The sequence below is a fragment of the Kitasatospora sp. NPDC034533 genome (assembly GCF_055575155.1).
In genome coordinates this window covers 157,563-176,671 of record NZ_JBVITE010000001.1, presented here as the reverse complement: position 1 = coordinate 176,671, position 19,109 = coordinate 157,563, and the positions used below count along the sequence as shown (strand labels likewise).

The 19,109-nt window shown below is 73.9% G+C and carries 14 protein-coding genes; 3 read left to right on the top strand and 11 right to left on the bottom strand.

What is annotated here, in order from left to right; genetic code table 11:
- Window positions 1-309: 309 nt before the first annotated feature.
- The 4 genes from ACZ55U_RS00910 to ACZ55U_RS00895 all read right to left on the bottom strand — a co-directional run bounded on the left by ACZ55U_RS00910 (window position 310) and on the right by ACZ55U_RS00895 (window position 7,025).
- Window positions 310-2,100 carry an FAD-dependent oxidoreductase gene (locus ACZ55U_RS00910; protein ID WP_465520997.1) on the bottom strand — a complete coding sequence of 597 codons (1,791 nt, stop codon included), beginning with the start codon at window positions 2,098-2,100 and terminating at the stop codon, window positions 310-312.
- Window positions 2,101-2,220: 120 nt separating this feature from the next.
- The gene (locus tag ACZ55U_RS00905; RefSeq protein WP_465520995.1) at window positions 2,221-3,852 is read right to left on the bottom strand and encodes a succinic semialdehyde dehydrogenase; all 1,632 of its coding nucleotides are present in this window, start codon (window positions 3,850-3,852) and stop codon (window positions 2,221-2,223) included.
- Window positions 3,853-3,954: 102 nt separating this feature from the next.
- Complete coding sequence (locus tag ACZ55U_RS00900) at window positions 3,955-5,745, bottom strand: serine/threonine-protein kinase (RefSeq protein ID WP_465520993.1); 1,791 nt, start codon at window positions 5,743-5,745, stop codon at window positions 3,955-3,957.
- 161 nt (window positions 5,746-5,906) lie between these two features.
- A complete protein-coding gene (locus ACZ55U_RS00895; protein ID WP_465520991.1) occupies window positions 5,907-7,025 on the bottom strand; it encodes a protein kinase domain-containing protein in 1,119 nt (372 codons plus the stop codon).
- Window positions 7,026-7,082: 57 nt separating this feature from the next.
- Between ACZ55U_RS00895 and ACZ55U_RS00890 the strand changes: the two genes are divergently transcribed.
- Window positions 7,083-7,628, top strand: coding sequence for an SHOCT domain-containing protein (locus ACZ55U_RS00890; protein ID WP_465520989.1), 546 nt, complete (start codon window positions 7,083-7,085; stop codon window positions 7,626-7,628).
- A gap of 18 nt (window positions 7,629-7,646) precedes the next feature.
- Here the strand turns inward: ACZ55U_RS00890 and ACZ55U_RS00885 are convergent, their stop codons facing one another.
- Window positions 7,647-9,587 (bottom strand): serine/threonine-protein kinase, encoded by a 1,941-nt coding sequence (locus ACZ55U_RS00885; protein ID WP_465520987.1) that lies wholly within the window; start codon window positions 9,585-9,587, stop codon window positions 7,647-7,649.
- A gap of 253 nt (window positions 9,588-9,840) precedes the next feature.
- Here ACZ55U_RS00885 and ACZ55U_RS00880 point away from each other — a divergent pair, with 253 nt between their 5' ends.
- The gene (locus ACZ55U_RS00880) at window positions 9,841-10,404 is read left to right on the top strand and encodes a hypothetical protein (protein WP_465520985.1); all 564 of its coding nucleotides are present in this window, start codon (window positions 9,841-9,843) and stop codon (window positions 10,402-10,404) included.
- Between the two features lie 117 nt (window positions 10,405-10,521).
- Here the strand turns inward: ACZ55U_RS00880 and ACZ55U_RS00875 are convergent, their stop codons facing one another.
- The 4 genes from ACZ55U_RS00875 to ACZ55U_RS00860 all read right to left on the bottom strand — a co-directional run bounded on the left by ACZ55U_RS00875 (window position 10,522) and on the right by ACZ55U_RS00860 (window position 15,225).
- A complete protein-coding gene (locus ACZ55U_RS00875; RefSeq protein WP_465520983.1) occupies window positions 10,522-11,649 on the bottom strand; it encodes a GuaB3 family IMP dehydrogenase-related protein in 1,128 nt (375 codons plus the stop codon).
- A gap of 149 nt (window positions 11,650-11,798) precedes the next feature.
- Window positions 11,799-13,301 carry an IMP dehydrogenase gene (guaB, locus tag ACZ55U_RS00870; RefSeq protein ID WP_465520981.1) on the bottom strand — a complete coding sequence of 501 codons (1,503 nt, stop codon included), beginning with the start codon at window positions 13,299-13,301 and terminating at the stop codon, window positions 11,799-11,801.
- A gap of 269 nt (window positions 13,302-13,570) precedes the next feature.
- Entirely contained in the window at window positions 13,571-14,281 is a 711-nt protein-coding gene (locus ACZ55U_RS00865) for a sigma-70 family RNA polymerase sigma factor (RefSeq protein WP_465520979.1), read from the bottom strand.
- Window positions 14,282-14,613: 332 nt separating this feature from the next.
- A complete protein-coding gene (locus ACZ55U_RS00860) occupies window positions 14,614-15,225 on the bottom strand; it encodes a response regulator transcription factor (RefSeq protein WP_014136228.1) in 612 nt (203 codons plus the stop codon).
- Between the two features lie 564 nt (window positions 15,226-15,789).
- On the opposite strand from ACZ55U_RS00860, the gene ACZ55U_RS00855 reads away from it, so the two are divergent.
- Window positions 15,790-16,116: a WhiB family transcriptional regulator gene (locus ACZ55U_RS00855; RefSeq protein WP_380341270.1), complete on the top strand. Its 327-nt coding sequence runs from the start codon at window positions 15,790-15,792 to the stop codon at window positions 16,114-16,116.
- Between the two features lie 122 nt (window positions 16,117-16,238).
- Here the strand turns inward: ACZ55U_RS00855 and ACZ55U_RS00850 are convergent, their stop codons facing one another.
- Complete coding sequence (locus ACZ55U_RS00850; protein WP_465520977.1) at window positions 16,239-17,237, bottom strand: LysR family transcriptional regulator; 999 nt, start codon at window positions 17,235-17,237, stop codon at window positions 16,239-16,241.
- A gap of 132 nt (window positions 17,238-17,369) precedes the next feature.
- Window positions 17,370-18,998, bottom strand: a complete 1,629-nt coding sequence (groL, locus tag ACZ55U_RS00845; RefSeq protein ID WP_465520975.1) for a chaperonin GroEL — start codon at window positions 18,996-18,998, stop codon at window positions 17,370-17,372.
- Window positions 18,999-19,109: the final 111 nt, after the last annotated feature.

The following is a 19,109-nucleotide window of genomic DNA, read 5'->3' as shown; positions in this document are numbered from 1 at the left end:
CCGGGCCGGGCGGCGGCGGGTATCCGGGCGGACCGGGCGGCGGGGGCGGCGGCCCGGGCGGCAGGACGGCCGCCGGCGGGGGCGGCGGAGACGACGGGGGCGGGGGCGGCGGCGGGGTCGACGGCCGGCCGCACGAACCGCAGGCCGCCGCCCCCTCCTCCGAAGTCGCCCCGCACGACGTGCAGTCGGCCATGCCCGCGTTCCCCCCGCTCGACGAGTCCCTGGCGCCCAGGGAGCCCGTTTATCCCATCGGATCCGAAAGGATGTCAACCGGGAACCGGTGCGGCCGGATCGGCCGGTCGACCGGGTTCAGCCGCGCTTCTTCGGAACCTCCGGGACCGGCAGCAGCGGCAGCCGGAGCGCCCCGAACGCGCCCTCCGGCACGGCCGGCCGCACCGGCGCCACCGCCGCGACCCGCCGGTACGCCTCGCCCTGCGCCGGGCGCCGGTCCGCCTCGCCCTTGTTCGGCCACATCGACATGGCGCGCTCGGCCTGCGCGGTGATGGTGAGCGAGGGGTTGACGCCCAGGTTGGCGGAGACGGCCGAGCCGTCCACCACGCTGATCCCGGGGTACCCGTACAGCCGGTGGTACGGGTCCACCACGCCGGTCTCGGGGGTGTCGCCGATCGGGCAGCCGCCGAGGAAGTGGGCCGTCATCGGGATGTCGAAGATCTCGCCGACGGTGCTGCCCGCGAAGCCGTTGATCTCGTCGGCCAGCGCCTGGGCGCCCTTCTCCGCGGCCGGGATCCAGGTCGGGTTGGGGGCGCCGTGGCCCTGGGTGGAGGTGAGCCGGGCCTTGCCCAGCGGGCCCTTCTTCAGCGAGACGGTGATCGAGTTGTCCAGCGACTGCATCACCAGGCCGATGATCGTCTTCTCGGACCAGCGGTGCTGGTTCATCGATCGGACGAAGTTCACCGGGTGGAGCGCCGAGTTGCCCAGGTAGCGCAGCCAGCGCGGGCCCTTTCCGCCGCCCTTGACCTGGGCGATGGACAGCGCGCCCATCGCGTTGGAGCCCTTGCCGTAGCGGACCGGCTCGATGTGGGTGTTGGCGTCCGGGTGGATCGAGGAGGTGATCGCCACGCCCTTGGTGAAGTCCGCCCGGGTGCCGTAGCGCCGGTCGGTGGTCTGCGCGCCCACCAGCGCCTCGGAGTTGGTGCGGGTCAGCTCGCCCAGCCGCGCCGAGATCCGGGGCAGGTGGCCGGCGTCCCGCATCCGGTGCAGCAGCGACTGGGTGCCGTAGGTGCCGGCCGCGACGACCACCCGGGCGGCGGTGATGGTGCGCGCGCCCGCCTTCACCCGGTCGGTCCTCGACCGCGAGTCGGTGCGGCGCACGTCCACCGCGAAGCCCTGGCCGTGCTCCCGGATCCGGGCCACCGTGGTGAGCGGGTGGATCCGCGCGCCGCCCCGCTCCGCCAGGTACAGGTAGTTCTCGGTGAGCGTGTTCTTGGCGCCGTGCCGGCAGCCGGTCATGCACTCGCCGCACTCCACGCAGGCCCGGCGGGCCGGGCCGGCGCCGCCGAAGTACGGGTCGGCGACCTCGCGGCCGGGCGCCGCCTTGGCCGTGCCCTCGGCGTCCTCACCGTCGCCGAAGAAGACCCCGACCGGCGCCATGTGGAAGGTGTCGGCGACGCCCAACCGCTCGGCAGCCGCCTTGAGGTGGACGTCGGAGGGGGTGACGGTCGGGTTGAGCCGGACCCCGAGCATCCGCTGCGCCTGGTCGTAGAACGGCGCCAACTCCTGCTGCCAGTCGGTGATGTGGCGCCACTGGCGGTCCTCGAAGAAGGCCTTCGGCGGCACGTACAGGGTGTTGGCGTAGTTGAGCGAGCCGCCGCCCACCCCGGCGCCGGCCAGGATCAGCACGTTGGCCAGCAGGTGGATGCGCTGGATGCCGTACAGCCCGAGCCGGGGCGCCCACAGGTAGTTCGCCAGGTCCCAGGAGTTCCGGGGCAGTTCGTCCCGGTCGAAGCGCCGCCCGGCCTCCAGGACGGCGACCCGGTAGCCCTTCTCGGTCAGCCGCAGGGCCGCGACCGAGCCGCCGAATCCGGACCCGACCACCACCACGTCGTAGTCGAACTCCGCCGCGCCGTCGGACTCCACCATCTGCCACCGCTCCTTCGCCGGGTGAACCTGCCTGTGGGTACCGCGAGTGGGGCCCCGCCGGAGTGCGGGGCCCTGGGTGCCGCCGGGGGCCGGCCCGGGGCAAGGGCCGGGGGCCGGGGCCTACTTGAAGCGCAGCGCCTTGAGCGCCCGCAGCCCGCCGGTCATCAGGGCGGCGAACTGCTTGTCGTCCAGGCCGAACGAGGGCGCGACCGGCATCAGCCGCTGGGTCGCGATGGTCTGCGCCTCGGTGAAGCGCAGGATGCCCTCGGCGCCGTGCCGGCGGCCCAGCCCGGAGTCGCCCATGCCGCCCATCGGCGCGCCGACCGAACCGTAGGCGGCGGCGTACGCCTCGTTGACGTTGACCGTGCCGGTGCGCAGCCGGGCCGCGACCGTCCGGCCGCGCCGCGTGTCCCTGGTCCAGACGCTGGAGTTCAGGCCGTACGGCGTGGAGTTGGCGGCGGCCACCGCCTCCTCCTCGGTGTCGAAGCGGTAGACGGAGACGACCGGGCCGAAGGTCTCCTCGGCGCAGACCGCCATGTCCGGGGTGACACCGTCGAGGATGGTCGGCTCGTAGAACAGCGGGCCGAGGTCCGGCCGGGCGCGCCCGCCCGCCACCACGGTGGCACCCGCCTTGACCGCCTCCTCCACGTGCCGGCTGGTGGTCTCCAGCTGGCGGGCGGAGACCAGCGAGCCCATGTCGGCGCCGTACGCGAGGCCGCCGCCGAGGCGCAGCGCCCGGGTGCGGGCGGCGAAGCGCTCCAGGAACTCGTCGGCCACCGAACAGTGCACCAGCAGCCGCTCGATCGAGATGCACAGCTGTCCGGCGGAGGAGAAGCAGGCCCGGACGGCGCCCTCGGCGGCGGCGTCGAGGTCGGCGTCGGCGAGCACCAGCATGGCGTTCTTGCCGCCGAGTTCGAGCGAGGCGCCGACCAGCCGGGCGGCGGCCCGCTGGGCGACGTCGCGGCCGGTGCGGGTGGAGCCGGTGAACGAGACGTAGTCGGCGTGCTCCACCACGGCGGGGCCGATCACCGGGCCGTCGCCGATCACGACCTGCCACAGGTCGGCCGGCAGCCCGGCCTCGATCAGCAGGTCGCGGGCCCACAGCGCGGTCAGCGCGGTCTGGGTGTCGGGCTTGTTGACCACCGCGTTGCCGGCCGCGAAGGCGGGCAGGGCGTCGCCGACGGACAGCTCCAGCGGGTAGTTCCACGGCGAGATGTGGCCGATCACGCCCTTGGGGCGGCGAGCCTCGACGGCGTGGGTGAGCACCGGCAGCGCGCCGCCGCGCCGCCTGTCCCTGAGGTAGCCGTGCGCGGCCCGCCCGTAGTGCCGGGCGGCCATGGCGACGGCGGCCACCTCCTCGAAGGCGTGCAGCCGGGCCTTGCCGGTCTCCGCCTGGATGACGTCCAGCACCTCGTCCTGCCGCTTGAGCAGCAGGTCGTGGAAGCGCAGCAGGACGGCGGCGCGACGGCGCACCGGCAGCGCGGCCCAGGCCGTCTGGGCGCGGCGGGCCAGCTGGAAGGCGACCTCGACGTCGGCCGGGGTGGACCGCGGGAGGCCGGCCAGCCGTTCACCGGTCAGCGGGGCGACGGTCTCCACCAGGTCGGGCTCGCCGGTGGCGGTGACACCGGAGGTCAGCTTGGCGACCAGGGACGGCGGGACGGCCGTCGCGACGGTCCGCCCGCCGCCGGGGGCGGCCGGGTTGCCGGCGCCGGGGTGTTCGGTGGCCACTGCGTCTGCTGTGAGGTCCGACATACGGCGCAGCCTAGGCCTTCGGCGGCCGGTCCGGTACCCGTCGGTAACAAGAATCTGCCGCAGTCGGGCCAAAGCGGACTCCCGCCCGCGCCCGGGCGCCCGTCAGCGGGTCGGCGCGAAGTTGTTGAGCACCGCGTAGAAGCGCTGCTCGGCCTCGTTCCACTCGTTGCCCTTCTCCGGGCTGGACGAGTAGATCGCGTAGCTGGTGCCGTCCTGGCCGATGAACTCGGTCTCGATCGCGCGCCGGCGACCGCCCTCCTTGGCCAGGTAGCTGAACTCCCAGACCGCCGCCTCCTGGCCCTTCACCGCCGTGCCGGCCATCCGGTGCTGCTTGTAGTCCTTGAGCGACTTGGAGACGGTGACCTCCATCTGCCGCATGTGCTCCAGGGGCTTGACCGACTGGCCGACGGTGACGGCGAACTGGAGGTAGTGCTGCTTGTTGTCGGGCGTGTAGAAGATCTGGTTGTCCCCGGAGCTGATCCGCTGCCAGGGCGGGGTGCCGGTCGGCAGCGGGAAGCGGAAGCCGGCCGGGTCGTCGACCCAGCGGTAGCCGCTGGGCGGCGGCACCGCGGGGGCGGTGTCACCGGTGGGCTCGCCGGTGGGCGCCGGCCCGGTGGTCTCGGCGGACCCGGTCGGCACCGGGTCGTCGACGGCACCGCCGCCGCCGTTGTCGACCACGCTCCGGGTGGCGAGGAAGGTGCCCGCGGCGGCCAGCAGGCCGACGGCCGCCGCGATACCGACGATCTTCAGCAGGTTGCGGCGCTTGGCCGGTCCGCGCGCGGGCGCGACGGGGTGCGCCACCGGCGCGACCGGCCCGGTGGGCGCCTGGGCGGCCGCCTGAGCGCCCCCGGCGGCGTCCTGGCCGGCGGCGGCGTGCACGGCGGGGGCGGCCTGCACGGGAGCGGCCTGCACGGGGGTGGCCGCGGAGGCCTGCGGTTCGGTCGGCTCCTCGGACCCCTCGACGGGCTCCGCGGGAGCCTCGCTGCGGTCCACCACCGGCACCGACTGGGTGGGCATCCGCACCGGCGCGACCGTCTTGAGGCCCATCGTGTGCCCGGCCCGCACCTCGGCCAGCATCCGGGCCGCCTCGTCCGCGGTCGGCCGCTCGGCCGGGTCCTTGGCCATCAGCGCGGCCAGCACCGGCCCCAGCGGCCCGGCCCGGCGCGGCTCCGGCAGCGGCTCGTCCACCACCGCGGCGAGCGTGGTGATCGGCGAGTCCCGGCGGAACGGCGACTGGCCCTCGACCGCCGCGTAGAGCGTCGCCCCGAGGCCCCACAGGTCGGAGGCCGGCCCGGGCCGCTCGCCCTGGGCGCGCTCCGGCGCCAGGTAGTCCGGCGAGCCGACGAGGTCGCCCGGCCGGGTCAGCTCGGTCGAGCCCTCGTACTTGGCGATCCCGAAGTCCAGCAGCACCACCCGCCCGGTGCCGCGCTCCAGCAGCACGTTGGCGGGCTTCACGTCCCGGTGCAGCACGCCCAGCTGGTGGCCCCGGTGCAGCGCGGCCAGCACCTGGCTGCCGACCTCGGCGGCGGCGCGCGGCTGGAGGGTGCCGTCCTGGCTGATCACGTCGGCCAGCGAGCGGCCGTCGACCAGCTCCATCACGATCCACGGCCGGCCGTCCTGCTCCAGCACGTCGTGCACGGTGATCACACCGGGGTGCTTGATCCGCGCGGCCGCGCTGGCCTCGCGCTTCATCCGGGTGTGCAGGATCTGGAGGTCCTCCTCGGGCAGGTGGTTGACGGTCAGCTCCTTGACCGCGACCTCGCGGTCGAGCATCCGGTCCCAGGCCCGCCAGACCGTGCCCATGCCGCCCCGGCCGAGCCGCTCGCCGAGCTCGTACCGCCCGGCCAGCAACCGCTCCGCCTCGGCCGCCTCCGGCCGGTCCTGCACACCCATCTGCGCCCGCTCCCCCACACATTCCGCCTGCCGTCACCGTGACGGAGGGCCTGGTGCAGACCACTGTTCGAACAAATCCCACGCACACATTAGGCGCACCTTGCCGCCCCCGGTAATCTCGCCCACCCCCTGGACCCGAAGACCGGAACCCGTACGGGCCGTCAGCCCGCGAACAGCACCACGGCGGCAATTCCCGACACGAGCAGCACAAACACTCCACCCACCAACAGCGGGCCCAGCAGGGCGGGGGGTATCCGCGGCGGTTTCGCCGCCCTCCCCGCCCCGAAGTCCCCGCCGTCCCCGCCCTTTCGGGCGCTCCTTCCGGCACGGGAACGCAGCGCCCGCCCGCCGCGCCCGCGCGCCCGCCCCGGTGCCTCGGGCCCCTCGGCGCTCCGGGCGTACTCCAGCCGCTCCTCGTCGACCGGCTCCGGCGCCCCCGCCAGCAGCTCCGCCAGCTCCCCGCGCACCGCCTCCGCCGTCGGCCGGCGCACCGGGTCGGGTTGCAGCAGCCGCTCCACCAGCGGCGCGAGCGGCCCGCACACCACCGCGGGCTCGCGCCGCCCGTCCCGTACGGCCGTCACCAGCTCCGGCACGTCCCGCTCCGGGTACGGCGAACGGCCGGTGACCAGCCGCTGCGCCAGCGCCCCGAGCGCCCAGCAGTCGCCCGCCGGGCCGCCGTCCAGCGGCCAGCGCTCCGCCACCGGGCCGACCAGGGTGGCCCGCACCTCGTACCGGCGCCGCCCGGCCGGCCCGCCAAGGTCCTCGGCCAGCGCCTCCTGCGCCACCCCGGCGAGCAGCCCGCCGAGCATCGCCGCGCCGTCCTCGCAGACCAGCACCGTCTCCGCGGTCACGTTGCCGTGGGTGAGCCCGGCCGCGTGCAGCGCCCGCAGCGCACCGGCCACGTCCGCCGCCAACTCGGCCGCCCGGTACGGCGGCAGCGGCCCCTCGGCGAGCAGCTCGGCCACCGTCCGCCCGGCCGGCCGCTCCTCCACCGTCCACAGCAGCTCGTCCTCGACGAACGCGCCGACCCCGCGCAGCAGCCGCGGGTGGGCGGCCGGCGCCGCCGAACCGACCGCCGCCACCCGGCGCACCAACCGGTCCGCCTGCGCCGCCGCGGCCTCCTCCGGATCCTGGCCCGTCGTCAGCAGCGCCGGCAGTTCCAGGGCGCTCAGCAGCACCGATTCACCGGTCCGCTCGTCCACCGCGTGGGCGCGCAGCGGTTCGGGACGGCCCGTCAGCCGGTACCGCCCCGCCAGCAACTGCCCCGGGCCGCCTCGCATGCCAGTTCCTCTCGCTCGCCGAGCAGCCTACTGAGCGGCTCCCGTAGGCTCGATCCCATGGACTGGACCGATCTGATCGACACCGCTCTCGACGCGGCTGGAAACCACGGCAAAGCCAACCAGGCCGAGGCCGTCCGCACCGTCCAGGCGACCGTGCTCGACGGCGAGAAGCCGGTCGCCTCCACCGCGGGCCGTCACCCCGACCACTTCCGCAAGGGAGTGCTCGTGCTGACCACCCACCGGCTGCTCTTCCTGAAGGACGGGAAGCCGCCGGTGCCGGTTCCGCTCGCCGCCGTCACCGACGTCACCGTGACCCGCACCAAGCTCAACGGCGAAGTGCTGCTGGTGGTGGCGCTGACCGGCTCGCACCGCTTCGAGGAGGTGGTCAAGGCCGAGTTCTTCGCCGAGCAGCTGCGGGCCGCCGCCCGGGCCGCCCGCAACGCCGGGAAGCCCGAACCCGCCGCCGCCCCGGCCCAGGCCGCCGGCGGGCCCGACGCGGGCGAGCAACTGATCGGCCAGCTGGAGCGGTTGGCCGCCCTGCGCGCCTCCGGCGCGCTCACCGAGGACGAGTTCACCCGTGCCAAGCAGCGCCTGATCGGCTGAACCCGTCGTCCCCGCACGTCAGGGCGCGGGCTGGAAGGTGTCGAAGACGACCTCCCGGACCGGGGCGTGCGCGGCCCACTCGGCGTCCGGGACTATCCAGTAGATCGAGTACCCGTACTTGGCCGGGGTCCCGGTGACGAAGCCCCGGTTGAGCGAGTGGATCCGGGGCGTGCCGCTGGTCCACTCCCAGTCCGCCGCGTTGCTCCACTGCCGGTAGGTGATCGCCGCCAGGTTCACCCGCTGGTAGTTGGAGACCTGGGCGCGCAGTCCGGGCTCGGCCTCCTGCCAGTCCGCGACCGCGCTCGGCCTGGGCGAGGTGGTCCACTCGATCCGCAGCTGGCTGCCGTCGGCGGGGTTCTTGAAGATCCGCTTGGTGGCCTCCGAGCCGGTCGGCTGAAGACCGTCCGGCAGCACCGCCGAGAAGCCGCTCGGGTCCTTGTACTCGTGGTAGCCGGCCGGCACCGCCCCCGTCTGCGCGGGCGGCGCCGGCGCCGGGGCGGCGGGCTCGGTGGCGGTCTGCGCGGGGGCGTCCGGTACGGCGGGGGCCTGCTCGCCCGTCGGCGCCGGTCCGGCCGGCGTGGATTCGGCCTGCGTCGGCTCCGGCGCGGGAGCGCTCGCCGGGGCCTGCGGGCTCCCGTCGGGCGCCGGGTCCGTGGTGGCCACCGCCGGCGTGCCGGCGCCCGCGCTCCGGGTGGCCCCGGCGTGCGAGCCGCCGTCCCCGCTGCCGACCGCCTGGATCACCGCGACCACGCCCGCGATCAGCAGCAGCACCACGATCACGGTGGCGATGGCCAGCCGCCGCCGGCCGGTGCGCGGGTCGGCCCCGGCCGCCTGGGTGGCGCCCATCGTCCACTCGCTGGTCACCGGCCGGATCGGCTCCGCCGCCGGCTCGGCCGGGGGCTCCCCCGGGGGTTCCCCGTCCTGCGCCCGGCTGCCCACCCGGACCGTCCCCAGCAGCCCGCCCACGGGCCGCTTGCGGCCGTCCTCGGGCCGCTTCGACGGCTCCGGAGCCTCCGGCGGCCCGGGCCGCGCCGGCGAGGGCTCCGCGGCCGGCTCCGCGGCTCCGGCCGCCTTCGCCACCGGCTTCACCGGCACCGCGTGCTCGGTGGTCGACTCGGCCCGCGCGGTCGCCTCCGCGACCACCCGCTTGAGCATCGACCGGGTCTGCGAGGCGTCCAGCCGCTCCGCCGGGTCCTTGGCCAGCAACCCCTCGATCACCGGCAGCAGCGGCCCGGCGTTCACCGGGGTGACCAGGTCCTCGGTCATCACCGCGGTCAGCGTGGCCAGGGCCGAGCCCCGGTCGTACGGCGGCCGCCCCTCGACCATCGCGTACAGCGTGCCGCCCAGCGACCACAGGTCGGCCGGCGGCCCGGGCTTCTGCCCGCGGGCCCGCTCCGGCGAGATGTACGAGGGGGCGCCGACCAGCATCCCGGTGGAGGTGACCGAGGCGTCGCCCTCCACGCTGGCGATGCCGAAGTCGGTGAGCACCACCCGGCCGTCCTCGCCGATCAGCACGTTGGACGGCTTGACGTCCCGGTGCAGGATGCCCAGCGCGTGCGCCGCGCTGAGCACGCCCAGCACGTCCAGCGCGATCTCCGCCGCCCGGGCGGGCTCCAGCGGACCGTCCTCGCGCACCACGTCGGCCAGCGAGCGGGACTCGACCAGCTCCATCACGATCCACGGCCGGTCGTCCTCGTCGACCACGTCGAAGACCGTCACCGCCGAGTTGTGCCGGATCCGCGCGGTCGCCTTGGCCTCGCGCAGCGTCCGGGTGATCAGCCGGTGCTTCTCCTCCTCGTCGACGCTGGCGTTCATCCGCAGTTCCTTGACCGCGACGGTCCGGCCCAGCATCTCGTCCTCGGCGCGCCAGACCGTGCCCATGCCGCCGCGCCCGAGCACGCCGTTCAGGCGGTAGCGGCCGGCCAGGAGGCGGCCGGTGGAACCCTGCGCCTGGGTCATTCGGAACGTTCCCCCATGTGCTGCCGGCGGTCGTGATGACGGCGCGTCGGCCCGATCTGGGTCCGTACGCCCAAGCCTCCATCATCCCCTGTCCGGAGGGCCGTCGACCACCCGACCCCCGCACCAAGCCGGGACGAACCGGAACGGTTGCGGCGCTCCGTGCCCCATCTGTGATCGAAAACTCGCCAAGATCTGTCCCGGCCACTGCTACCGTTCGGCAGCTCATCGTCTTTCCGGGGGGGATACGACGCCCATGACCGCACCCGCACCGGGCGCTGACGGCCCGTCGGCCCGGCCGCGCACCGCCCAGCACTACTCGGTCGCGCCGGTCCCGGCCACCCCCGAGGGCTACGTCGCCCCCGGCATGCCCGGCGCCCCGATGGCCGGCTACGAACCCGCCGAGCCCGCGCCCCGGGCCGCCCCCCGCCGCCGCACCGCCCTGGCCGTGGCCCTGGCCCTGCTCGCCATGCTGCTCGGCGGCCTGGCGTACGGCAGCGCCCCGCTGCGGGCCGCCGACAGCCTCGGCTGGCTGGCCATCGCCCCGGCCGGCATGGTCGCCCTCCCGCTCGGCCGGCTCGGCGGCCAGGGCCGCTCGCTGCCGCCGCTGGGCGCCCTCCTCGCGGCCGGCGCCCTCTTCCTCGGCCAGCTGCTGGAACACCTGCGCCGGGTGCACGCCGACGGCCCCGGCCCCCACGGCCTCCTGCACGACGCCTTCACCGCCTGGCGCGCCGACCTGCGCGCCCTCGACGCCGCCTTCTACGCCATCGCCCTGATCGGCGGATTCCTCCTCACCCGCCGCGCCGCCGACCGGAGTTGACCACGGCCCCAGCCCCGGCCCTGGCCGAGCGCCCCGGCCCGAGCCCCCACGAGCGGCCCTCCCCGGAAACGGCCGGAGGCCCCCACCGTCCGGCAGGGGCCTCCGTCGTCACGATGCTCAGCGGTGGTCGAGCGCCGGGTTGACGGTGACCTCGACCCGCTGGAACTCCTTGAGCTCCGTGTAGCCGGTGGTGGCCATCGCCCGCCGCAGCGCGCCGAACAGGTTCATGGTGCCGTCCGGGGTGTGCGACGGACCGGTCAGGATCTCCTCGGTGGTGCCGACCGTGCCGAGGTCCACCCGCTTGCCGCGCGGCAGCTCCTCGTGGACGGCCTCCATGCCCCAGTGGAAGCCCTTGCCCGGGGCGTCCGTCGCCCGGGCCAGCGCCGCCCCGATCATCACCGCGTCGGCGCCGCAGGCGACCGCCTTCGGGATGTCGCCGCTGTAGCCGACGCCACCGTCCGCGATCACGTGCACGTAGCGGCCGCCGGACTCGTCCATGTAGTCGCGGCGGGCCGCCGCCACGTCCGCCACCGCGGTCGCCATCGGCACCTGGATGCCCAGGACGTTGCGGGTGGTGTGGGCGGCGCCGCCGCCGAAGCCGACCAGCACGCCGGCCGCGCCGGTCCGCATCAGGTGCAGGGCCGCGGTGTACGTGGCACAGCCGCCGACGATCACCGGGACGTCCAGCTCGTAGATGAACTGCTTGAGGTTGAGCGGCTCGGCGGCGCTGGAGACGTGCTCGGCCGAGACGGTGGTGCCGCGGATGACGAAGACGTCGACGCCGGCGTCCACCACAGCCTTGGAGAACTCGGCGGTGCGCTGCGGCGAGAGCGCGGCGGCGGTGACCACGCCGGAGTCGCGGACCTCCTGGATCCGCTGCTTGATCAGCTCGGCGCGGATCGGGGCGGCGTAGATCTCCTGGAGCCGGCGGGTCGCGGTGGACGCGTCGGTGATCGCGGCGATCTCGTCCAGCAGCGGCTGCGGGTCCTCGTAGCGGGTCCACAGGCCTTCGAGGTTCAGCACGCCCAGACCACCGAGGCGGCCGATCGCGATGGCCTGCTGAGGCGAGACGACGCTGTCCATCGGGGCGGCCAGGAACGGCAGCTCGAAGCGGTAGGCGTCGATCTGCCAGGCGATCGAGACCTCCTTCGGGTCACGCGTACGACGGCTGGGGACGACGGCGATGTCGTCGAAGGCGTACGCCCGGCGGCCGCGCTTGCCTCGCCCGATCTCGATCTCAGTCACTTCGAGCCCTTCTGCTTTGTTGCTCATGCCCGCCGGGTCACCCCGGCCGCACCCCAGTATCCCGTACCCGTGCGGGTCCCGCCCCGACGGCCCACGGCCCGGACACGCGCGAAGGGCCCGCCGTCGCGGGCCCTTCGGCGTTCAGCGGGTCATCGGGCCGAGTAGTTCGGCGCCTCGACGGTCATCTGGATGTCGTGCGGGTGGCTCTCCTTGAGGCCCGCCGAGGTGATCCGGACGAAGCGGCCCTTGCTCTCCATCTCGGCGACGGTGGCGGCGCCGACGTAGCCCATCGTCTGGCGCAGACCGCCCACCAGCTGGTGCAGCACGGCCGACAACGGGCCGCGGTAGGGCACCTGGCCCTCGATGCCCTCGGGGACGAGCTTGTCGTCCGAGGCCACCTCGGCCTGGAAGTAGCGGTCCTTGGAGTACGAGCGGCCCTGGCCGCGGGACTGCATGGCGCCCAGCGAGCCCATGCCGCGGTAGGACTTGAACTGCTTGCCGTTGATGAACATCAGCTCGCCCGGGGACTCCTCGCAGCCGGCCAGCAGCGAGCCCAGCATCACGGTGTCGGCACCGGCGGCCAGCGCCTTGCCGATGTCGCCCGAGTACTGGAGGCCGCCGTCGCCGATGACCGGCACGCCGGCCGCCTGGCAGGCCAGGGCGGCCTCGTAGATGGCGGTGATCTGCGGGACGCCGATGCCGGCGACCACGCGGGTGGTGCAGATCGAGCCGGGGCCGACCCCGACCTTGACGCCGTCCACGCCGGCGTCGATCAGCGCCTGGGCGCCGTCCCGGGTGGCCACGTTGCCGCCGACCACGTCGACCTTGACGGCCGACTTGATCTTCGCGATCCAGGCCAGCGCGTTGTGGCTGTGGCCGTGCGAGGTGTCCACCACCAGGAAGTCCGCACCGGCCTCGACCAGGGCCTGGGCCCGGTCGAACGCCTCGGCGCTGGCACCGACGGCGGCGCCGACCAGCAGCCGACCCTCGGCGTCCTTGGCGGCGTTCGGGTACTGCTCGGCCTTGACGAAGTCCTTGACGGTGATCAGGCCCTTGATCCGGCCCTCGTCGTCGACCAGCGGCAGCTTCTCGATCTTGTGGCGGCGCAGCAGCGCCATCGCGTCCACACCGGAGATGCCGACCTTGCCGGTGATCAGCGGCATCGGGGTCATGATCTCGCGGACCTGGCGGCTGCGGTCCGACTCGAAGGCCATGTCACGGTTGGTGACGATGCCGAGCAGCTTGCCCGTCTCGTCGGCGATCGGCACGCCGGAGATGCGGAACTTGGCGCACAGCGCGTCCGCCTCCGCCAGGGTGGTCTCCGGGCCGACCGTGATCGGGTCGGTGACCATGCCGGACTCGGAGCGCTTCACCAGGTCGACCTGGTTGGCCTGGTCCTCGACCGACAGGTTGCGGTGCAGCACGCCCACGCCGCCCTGGCGGGCCATCGCGATGGCCATCCGCGACTCGGTCACCTTGTCCATCGCCGCGGAGAGCAGCGGGATGTTGACACGGACGTTCCGGGAGACCCGGGAGGAGGTGTCCACCTGGTTCGGCAGCACCTCGGAGGCCCCGGGCAGCAGCAGGACGTCGTCGTACGTGAGCCCGAGCATCGCGAACTTCTCGGGTACGCCTGCGGCGTTGTAAGACATTTGGGGGGTACCTTCCGTGGCCGGCCTAATCCGCTCACGCCCTGAGCCCTGAGGGTGGGGGCGCATTCATCGCTCACTCGCGCAGACCGCCGAAGCCGGGTGCGATGGGAGGATCCTCCAAGGGGACCCCGCGCGCACCCGCCAAACTTTGGCAACCCGCCCAGGCGCCGATACCCCATGGTACTGGCACCGCGAATGTGTCCTCGTGTGCCCTTGACAACACCCCCTCCCCGTGGGCCATTCCCCACGACGGGCGGGGAGGGCACGGATCAGGAGGACTCCTCCGCGAGGGCCCGCAGGCGGCTGAGCGCCCGGTGCTGGGCGACCCGGACGGCACCGGGCGACATCCCCAGCACCTCGCCCGTCTCCTCCGCCGACAGCCCGGCGGCCACCCGCAGCAGCACCAGCTCGCGCTGACGGGCCGGCAGGTTGGAGAGCAGCTCCTTCGCCCAGGCCGCGTCGCTGCTCAGCAGCGCCCGCTCCTCCGGGCCGAGCGCGTCGTCCGGCACCTCCGGCAGGTCGTCCTGCGGCACGACGGTCGAACCGGGCCCGCGCATCGCGGCCCGCTGGAGATCGGCGATCTTGTGCGCCGCGATCCCGTACACGAAGGCCTCGAAGGGGCGCCCCTGGTCCTTGTACCGGGGCAGCGCGCAGAGCACCGCGACGCAGACCTCCTGCGCGACGTCGTCCACGTGGTGCCGGGCCCCGCCGGGCAACCGGGCCAGCTTGGCGCGGCAGTAGCGCAGCGCCAGCGGGTGGACGTACGCGAGCAGCGCGTCGATCGCCGGGCCCTCGCCGCGCACCGCGGCCGCGACCAGCTCGCCCACCAGCGGCGAGCCTCCCGTGCCGAGCGCCTGCGGTCCGCCCGGCCCGGCCGGGGAGCCACCGGGATCGGCGTACGACGGATCGTCGCCCGGACCGGAGGGCTCGGCCTCCACCGGGTCCGCCTGGCCGGCCGCACCGGCGACGTCGTCGCGCATCGGTCCATGGTGCCTGGTCGCGGGGGAAAACGCGGCACCGCGTCCGGAGTTGTGCACCGGAACGTTATGCGCTGCGGCACCGTACGGCGTCCCGCGCACCACCGGCCCCTCCTGCACCGTGCCGCCTCCCGCCCCGCCGCCGTCGGTCCCGTCCGTCGCGCCGTCCGCCGAGTGTCCTGCGGCTGCGTGGTTCGCCGCAGTGCCTGTCCGCTGGTCCCCGAGGTGCTCCACTCCTCCATGGTGCAACCTCGGGACCGTAACGTCACACGCCCGTGCGGCGCCCGCTCCGGGAACGCCCGACGGCGCGCCGCAGCCGGCGGCGCCGGCGATGGTCAGCGGACCAGGCCCCAGCGGAAGCCCAGCGCCACCGCGTGCGCCCGGTCGGAGGCCCCGAGCTTCTTGAACAGCCGTCGGGCGTGGGTCTTGACGGTGTCCTCGGAGAGGAACAGCTCGCGCCCGATCTCGGCGTTGCTGCGACCGTGGCTCATGCCCTCCAGCACCTGGATCTCACGCGCCGTCAGCGTCGGAGCCGCACCCATGTCGGGGCTGCGCAGCCGGCGCGGGGCGAGCCGCCAGGTCGGGTCGGCGAGGGCCTGGGTGACGGTGGCCCGCAGCTCGGCGCGCGAGGCGTCCTTGTGCAGGTATCCGCGGGCGCCCGCGGCCACCGCCAGCGCGACACCGTCGAGGTCCTCGGCGACGGTGAGCATGATGATCCGCGCGCCCGGGTCGGCGGACAGCAGCCGCCGGACCGTCTCGACCCCGCCGAGGCCGGGCATCCGGACGTCCATCAGAACGAGATCGGAGCGGTCGGCCACCCAGCGGCGGAGGACCTCCTCCCCGTTCGTCGCGGTGGTGACCCGGTCCACACCGGGTACGGTCGCGACCGCGCGGCGAAGCGCCTCGCGGGCGAGCGGGGAATCGTCGCAAACGAGAACGGAAGTCATGACCGTCGTCCTCCGCAGCTGATCCGCGTCACGTTGAGCCTCCTGGCTGGTACGAACCTCTCCGACACGGCCGATCGGCGACAGACTCCGTCCTGATCGCCCCAACTTGCCCGCGATCGTTCCCGACGTCCGGCGCCCGCTAACCGCCTCCGCACTTCCAACGACCGTCACTCGAATGAGTTACGGCCTTCGGGGCCATCTCCACCACTGTACGTGGCCAACCCATTACCGATCAGCCGCATCGCGGTGCACACGCCGCACTTTTGCGCAGCTCGCGCGCGGTCGGCGTACGACCCGCACACCGATCCGGCGCCGCGCGCGCCCCTCGGCCACCCGATTGCCACACCCGCGCCCGCCCGGAGCCCGCGCCCACTATGCCCTTTTTTATCGCTTTCGTATGGTCATTGACTGTTGTGCCAGTGTGTGGGTGACTTGTCCATGGAGTTGCCTTAAGTCATATTTCCAGGTGTCCACACCAGTGCATCGAAGCCCCGCCGCTCCGCTCGGCAGCAGTTCCCGCCGAACGCCCGGCCCACGGCCGACAGCCTCTGAAGGGAATGAGCCATGGCAGATTTCTCCCGCCTCCCCGGCCCCAACGCGGACCTCTGGGACTGGCAGCTCTCCGCGGCCTGCCGGGGTGTGGACAGCTCGCTCTTCTTCCACCCCGAGGGCGAGCGCGGGGCCGCGCGCAGTTCGCGCGAGGCCAGCGCCAAGGAGGTGTGCATGCGCTGCCCGGTGATCGCCGAGTGCGCGGCGCACGCGCTGGCGGTCAGGGAGCCGTACGGCGTCTGGGGCGGGATGACCGAGGACGAGCGCGAGGAGATGCTGGGGCGCTCGCGGCACCGGCTGGTCGAGGTCCCGCTGACCCCGCCGGCGGTCGCCCGGCACTAGCCCCCGCCTTCATGAGCGCGGTGAAGAAACGTTCCTTCGCTGTGATTCAGCCTGATAGCAGTCCACTCGGCCCGCCCCCGCTCACCGTCAGTACCGGGCCACCGCGGCCCCGTCACCCACCGTCAGCGATCCCCGGCCGAGCCCGCCAGCCGCTCCAGCATCAGCGCGACGGCCGGCACCTCCGCCAGGTCCGGGAGGGTCAGCGCGACCACCTGGCGCACCGCGGGCGCCCCGGAGGCCGTCCGCACCGGCACCGTCGACACGCCGTCAGGGCGCACCGACTCCAGCGCGAGCCGCGGCAGCACCGCCACCCCGAGCCCGGCCGCCACCAGGCCGACCACCGCCGGGTAGTCGTCCGTCGCGAAGTCGATCCGCGGCTCGAAGCCCGCCCCGGCGCAGAGCTCCACCAGGTGCCCCCGGCACTGCGGGCAGCCCGCGATCCACTGCTCCTGCGCCAGCTCGGCCAGCTCCACCGCCCCGCCCTTCCCGGCCAGCGGGTGGGCGGCGGGCAGCAGGCCCACCATCGGGTCGTCCAGCAGCGGGGTGACCACCAGGTCGGACCAGTCGGTCCCGGCGGTCAGCTGCTGCGCCTCCAGGTTGGCCTCGGCCCGGGCCTCGCGCGGAGTGCCGTGGCCGGGTGCCGGGAGCGCGACCGCCCCGTCGGACTGCGGGTAGCGGAAGGCCAGCGCGATCTCGCACTCGCCGCCGCGCAGCATCGCCAGCGACTCCGGCGGCTCCGCCTCGACCAGCGACACGCGCACCCCCGGATGGCTGTCCCGCAGGCGGGCGACCGCGGGCGGCACCAGGGTGGAACTCGCGGTCGGGAAGGACACCAGCCGCACCCGCCCGGCCCGCAGCCCGGCGATCGCCGCCACCTCCTCCTCGGCGGCGGAGAGCCCGGCCAGGATTCCGGTGGCATGCTTGAGCAGGACCCGCCCGGCCTCGCTGAGCTGCATCCCGCGGCCCGAGCGGACCACCAGCGGCGTGTCCACGGACTTCTCCAGGGCCTTCATCTGCTGGCTGATGGCGGGCTGCGTACACCCCAGCTCACGGGCGGCGGCGGAGAAGGAGCCGGTGCGGGCGACGGCACGCAGAACGCGCAGGTGGCGGGCCTCGATCATGCCTCAGTTATAAGGCAATCTTTGGATTCTGCAAAATTCTCCTGATAGTTGAAGGCTCAAGATCACCAACGCCGGAGGCCCGGCCCGCCTCCCCGAGGGAGCGGACCGGGCCTCCGGTCAGGCGTCGGAGCCTCAGTGCGAGTGGCCGTGACCGCCGTGCGAGTGACCGGCCTCGGCCTCCTCCTCCTTCTTCTCCACCACGAGGGTCTCGGTGGTGAGGAGCAGGGAGGCGATCGAGGCGGCGTTCTCCAGGGCGGAGCGGGTGACCTTGACCGGGTCGATGACGCCGGCCTTCACCAGGTCGCCGTACTCGCCGGTGGCGGCGTTGTAGCCCTGGCCGACCTCCAGCTCGGAGACCTTGGAGGTGATGACGTAGCCCTCCAGGCCGGCGTTCTGGGCGATCCAGCGCAGCGGCTCGTGCAGCGCCTTGCGGACCACGGCGACACCGGTGGCCTCGTCGCCCGACAGGCCCAGGCCGTCGTTCAGCACCTTGGCGGCGTGGACCAGGGAGGCGCCACCACCGGCGACGATGCCCTCCTCGACCGCGGCGCGGGTCGCCGAGATGGCGTCCTCCAGGCGGTGCTTGCGCTCCTTGAGCTCCACCTCGGTGGCGGCGCCGACCTTGATGACGCAGACGCCGCCGGCCAGCTTGGCCAGGCGCTCCTGGAGCTTCTCGCGGTCCCAGTCGGAGTCGGTCGCGGCGATCTCGCCCTTGATCTGGGCGACGCGGCCGGCCACGGCCTCGGCGTCACCGGCGCCGTCGACGACGGTGGTCGCGTCCTTGGTGATGGTCACGCGGCGGGCGGTGCCCAGCACGTCCAGGCCGACCTGGTCGAGCTTGAGGCCGACCTCCTCGGAGATGACCTGGCCACCGGTCAGGACGGCCAGGTCGCCGAGGATCGCCTTGCGGCGGTCGCCGAAGCCCGGGGCCTTGACGGCGACGGCGTTGAAGGTGCCGCGGATCTTGTTCACGACCAGGGTCGACAGCGCCTCGCCGTCGACGTCCTCGGCGATGATCAGCAGCGGCTTCGAGGAACCGCCCTGGAGGATCTTCTCCAGCAGCGGCAGCAGCTCCTGGATGGAGGAGATCTTGCCCTGGTTGATCAGGATGTACGGGTCCTCCAGGACCGCCTCCTGCCGCTCCGCGTCGGTGACGAAGTACGGCGACAGGTAGCCCTTGTCGAACTGCATGCCCTCGGTGAAGTCCAGCTCCACGCCGAAGGTGTTCGACTCCTCGACGGTGATGACGCCGTCCTTGCCGACCTTGTCGATCGCCTCGGCGATCAGCTCGCCGACCTGGGTGTCCTGCGCGGAGAGGGACGCGACGGCGGCGACGTCGTCCTTGCCCTCGATCTCGCGGGCGGCGGAGAGCAGGTGCTCGGAGACGGCGGCGACGGCCTTGTCGATGCCCTTCTTCAGGGCGGCCGGGCCGGCACCGGCGGCGACGTTGCGCAGACCCTCGTTGACCAGGGCCTGGGCCAGCACGGTGGCGGTGGTGGTGCCGTCACCGGCGACGTCGTTGGTCTTGGTGGCGACCTCCTTGACGAGCTGCGCGCCAAGGTTCTCGTACGGGTCGTCCAGCTCGACCTCGCGGGCGATGGTGACACCGTCGTTGGTGATGGTCGGAGCGCCGAACTTCTTGTCGATGACGACGTTGCGGCCCTTGGGGCCGATGGTCACCTTGACGGTGTCGGCCAGCTTGTTGACACCGCGCTCCAGCGAGCGGCGGGCGTCCTCGTCGAACTGCAGGATCTTCGCCATGTTCCCTATTCCCTCGGGGCTGCGACCGGGCCACCGGCCGCCGGACTACGTGAACCAACAACCACGCCCCGGGCCCCTGTCACATGGGACACGGATCCGGGGCGGGTCGGA

Coding starts and splice junctions, on each gene's coding strand:
- ACZ55U_RS00910 (WP_465520997.1), bottom strand. CDS start 2,100: ATGGTGGAGTCCGACGGCGCGGCGGAGTTCGACTACGACGTGGTGGTG.
- ACZ55U_RS00895 (WP_465520991.1), bottom strand. CDS start 7,025: ATGCGAGGCGGCCCGGGGCAGTTGCTGGCGGGGCGGTACCGGCTGACG.
- guaB (WP_465520981.1), bottom strand. CDS start 13,301: ATGTCTTACAACGCCGCAGGCGTACCCGAGAAGTTCGCGATGCTCGGG.
- ACZ55U_RS00890 (WP_465520989.1), top strand. CDS start 7,083: ATGGACTGGACCGATCTGATCGACACCGCTCTCGACGCGGCTGGAAAC.
- ACZ55U_RS00865 (WP_465520979.1), bottom strand. CDS start 14,281: ATGCGCGACGACGTCGCCGGTGCGGCCGGCCAGGCGGACCCGGTGGAG.
- ACZ55U_RS00880 (WP_465520985.1), top strand. CDS start 9,841: ATGACCGCACCCGCACCGGGCGCTGACGGCCCGTCGGCCCGGCCGCGC.
- ACZ55U_RS00860 (WP_014136228.1), bottom strand. CDS start 15,225: ATGACTTCCGTTCTCGTTTGCGACGATTCCCCGCTCGCCCGCGAGGCG.
- ACZ55U_RS00855 (WP_380341270.1), top strand. CDS start 15,790: ATGGCAGATTTCTCCCGCCTCCCCGGCCCCAACGCGGACCTCTGGGAC.
- ACZ55U_RS00905 (WP_465520995.1), bottom strand. CDS start 3,852: ATGTCGGACCTCACAGCAGACGCAGTGGCCACCGAACACCCCGGCGCC.
- ACZ55U_RS00885 (WP_465520987.1), bottom strand. CDS start 9,587: ATGACCCAGGCGCAGGGTTCCACCGGCCGCCTCCTGGCCGGCCGCTAC.
- groL (WP_465520975.1), bottom strand. CDS start 18,998: ATGGCGAAGATCCTGCAGTTCGACGAGGACGCCCGCCGCTCGCTGGAG.
- ACZ55U_RS00850 (WP_465520977.1), bottom strand. CDS start 17,237: ATGATCGAGGCCCGCCACCTGCGCGTTCTGCGTGCCGTCGCCCGCACC.
- ACZ55U_RS00900 (WP_465520993.1), bottom strand. CDS start 5,745: ATGGGTGTGCAGGACCGGCCGGAGGCGGCCGAGGCGGAGCGGTTGCTG.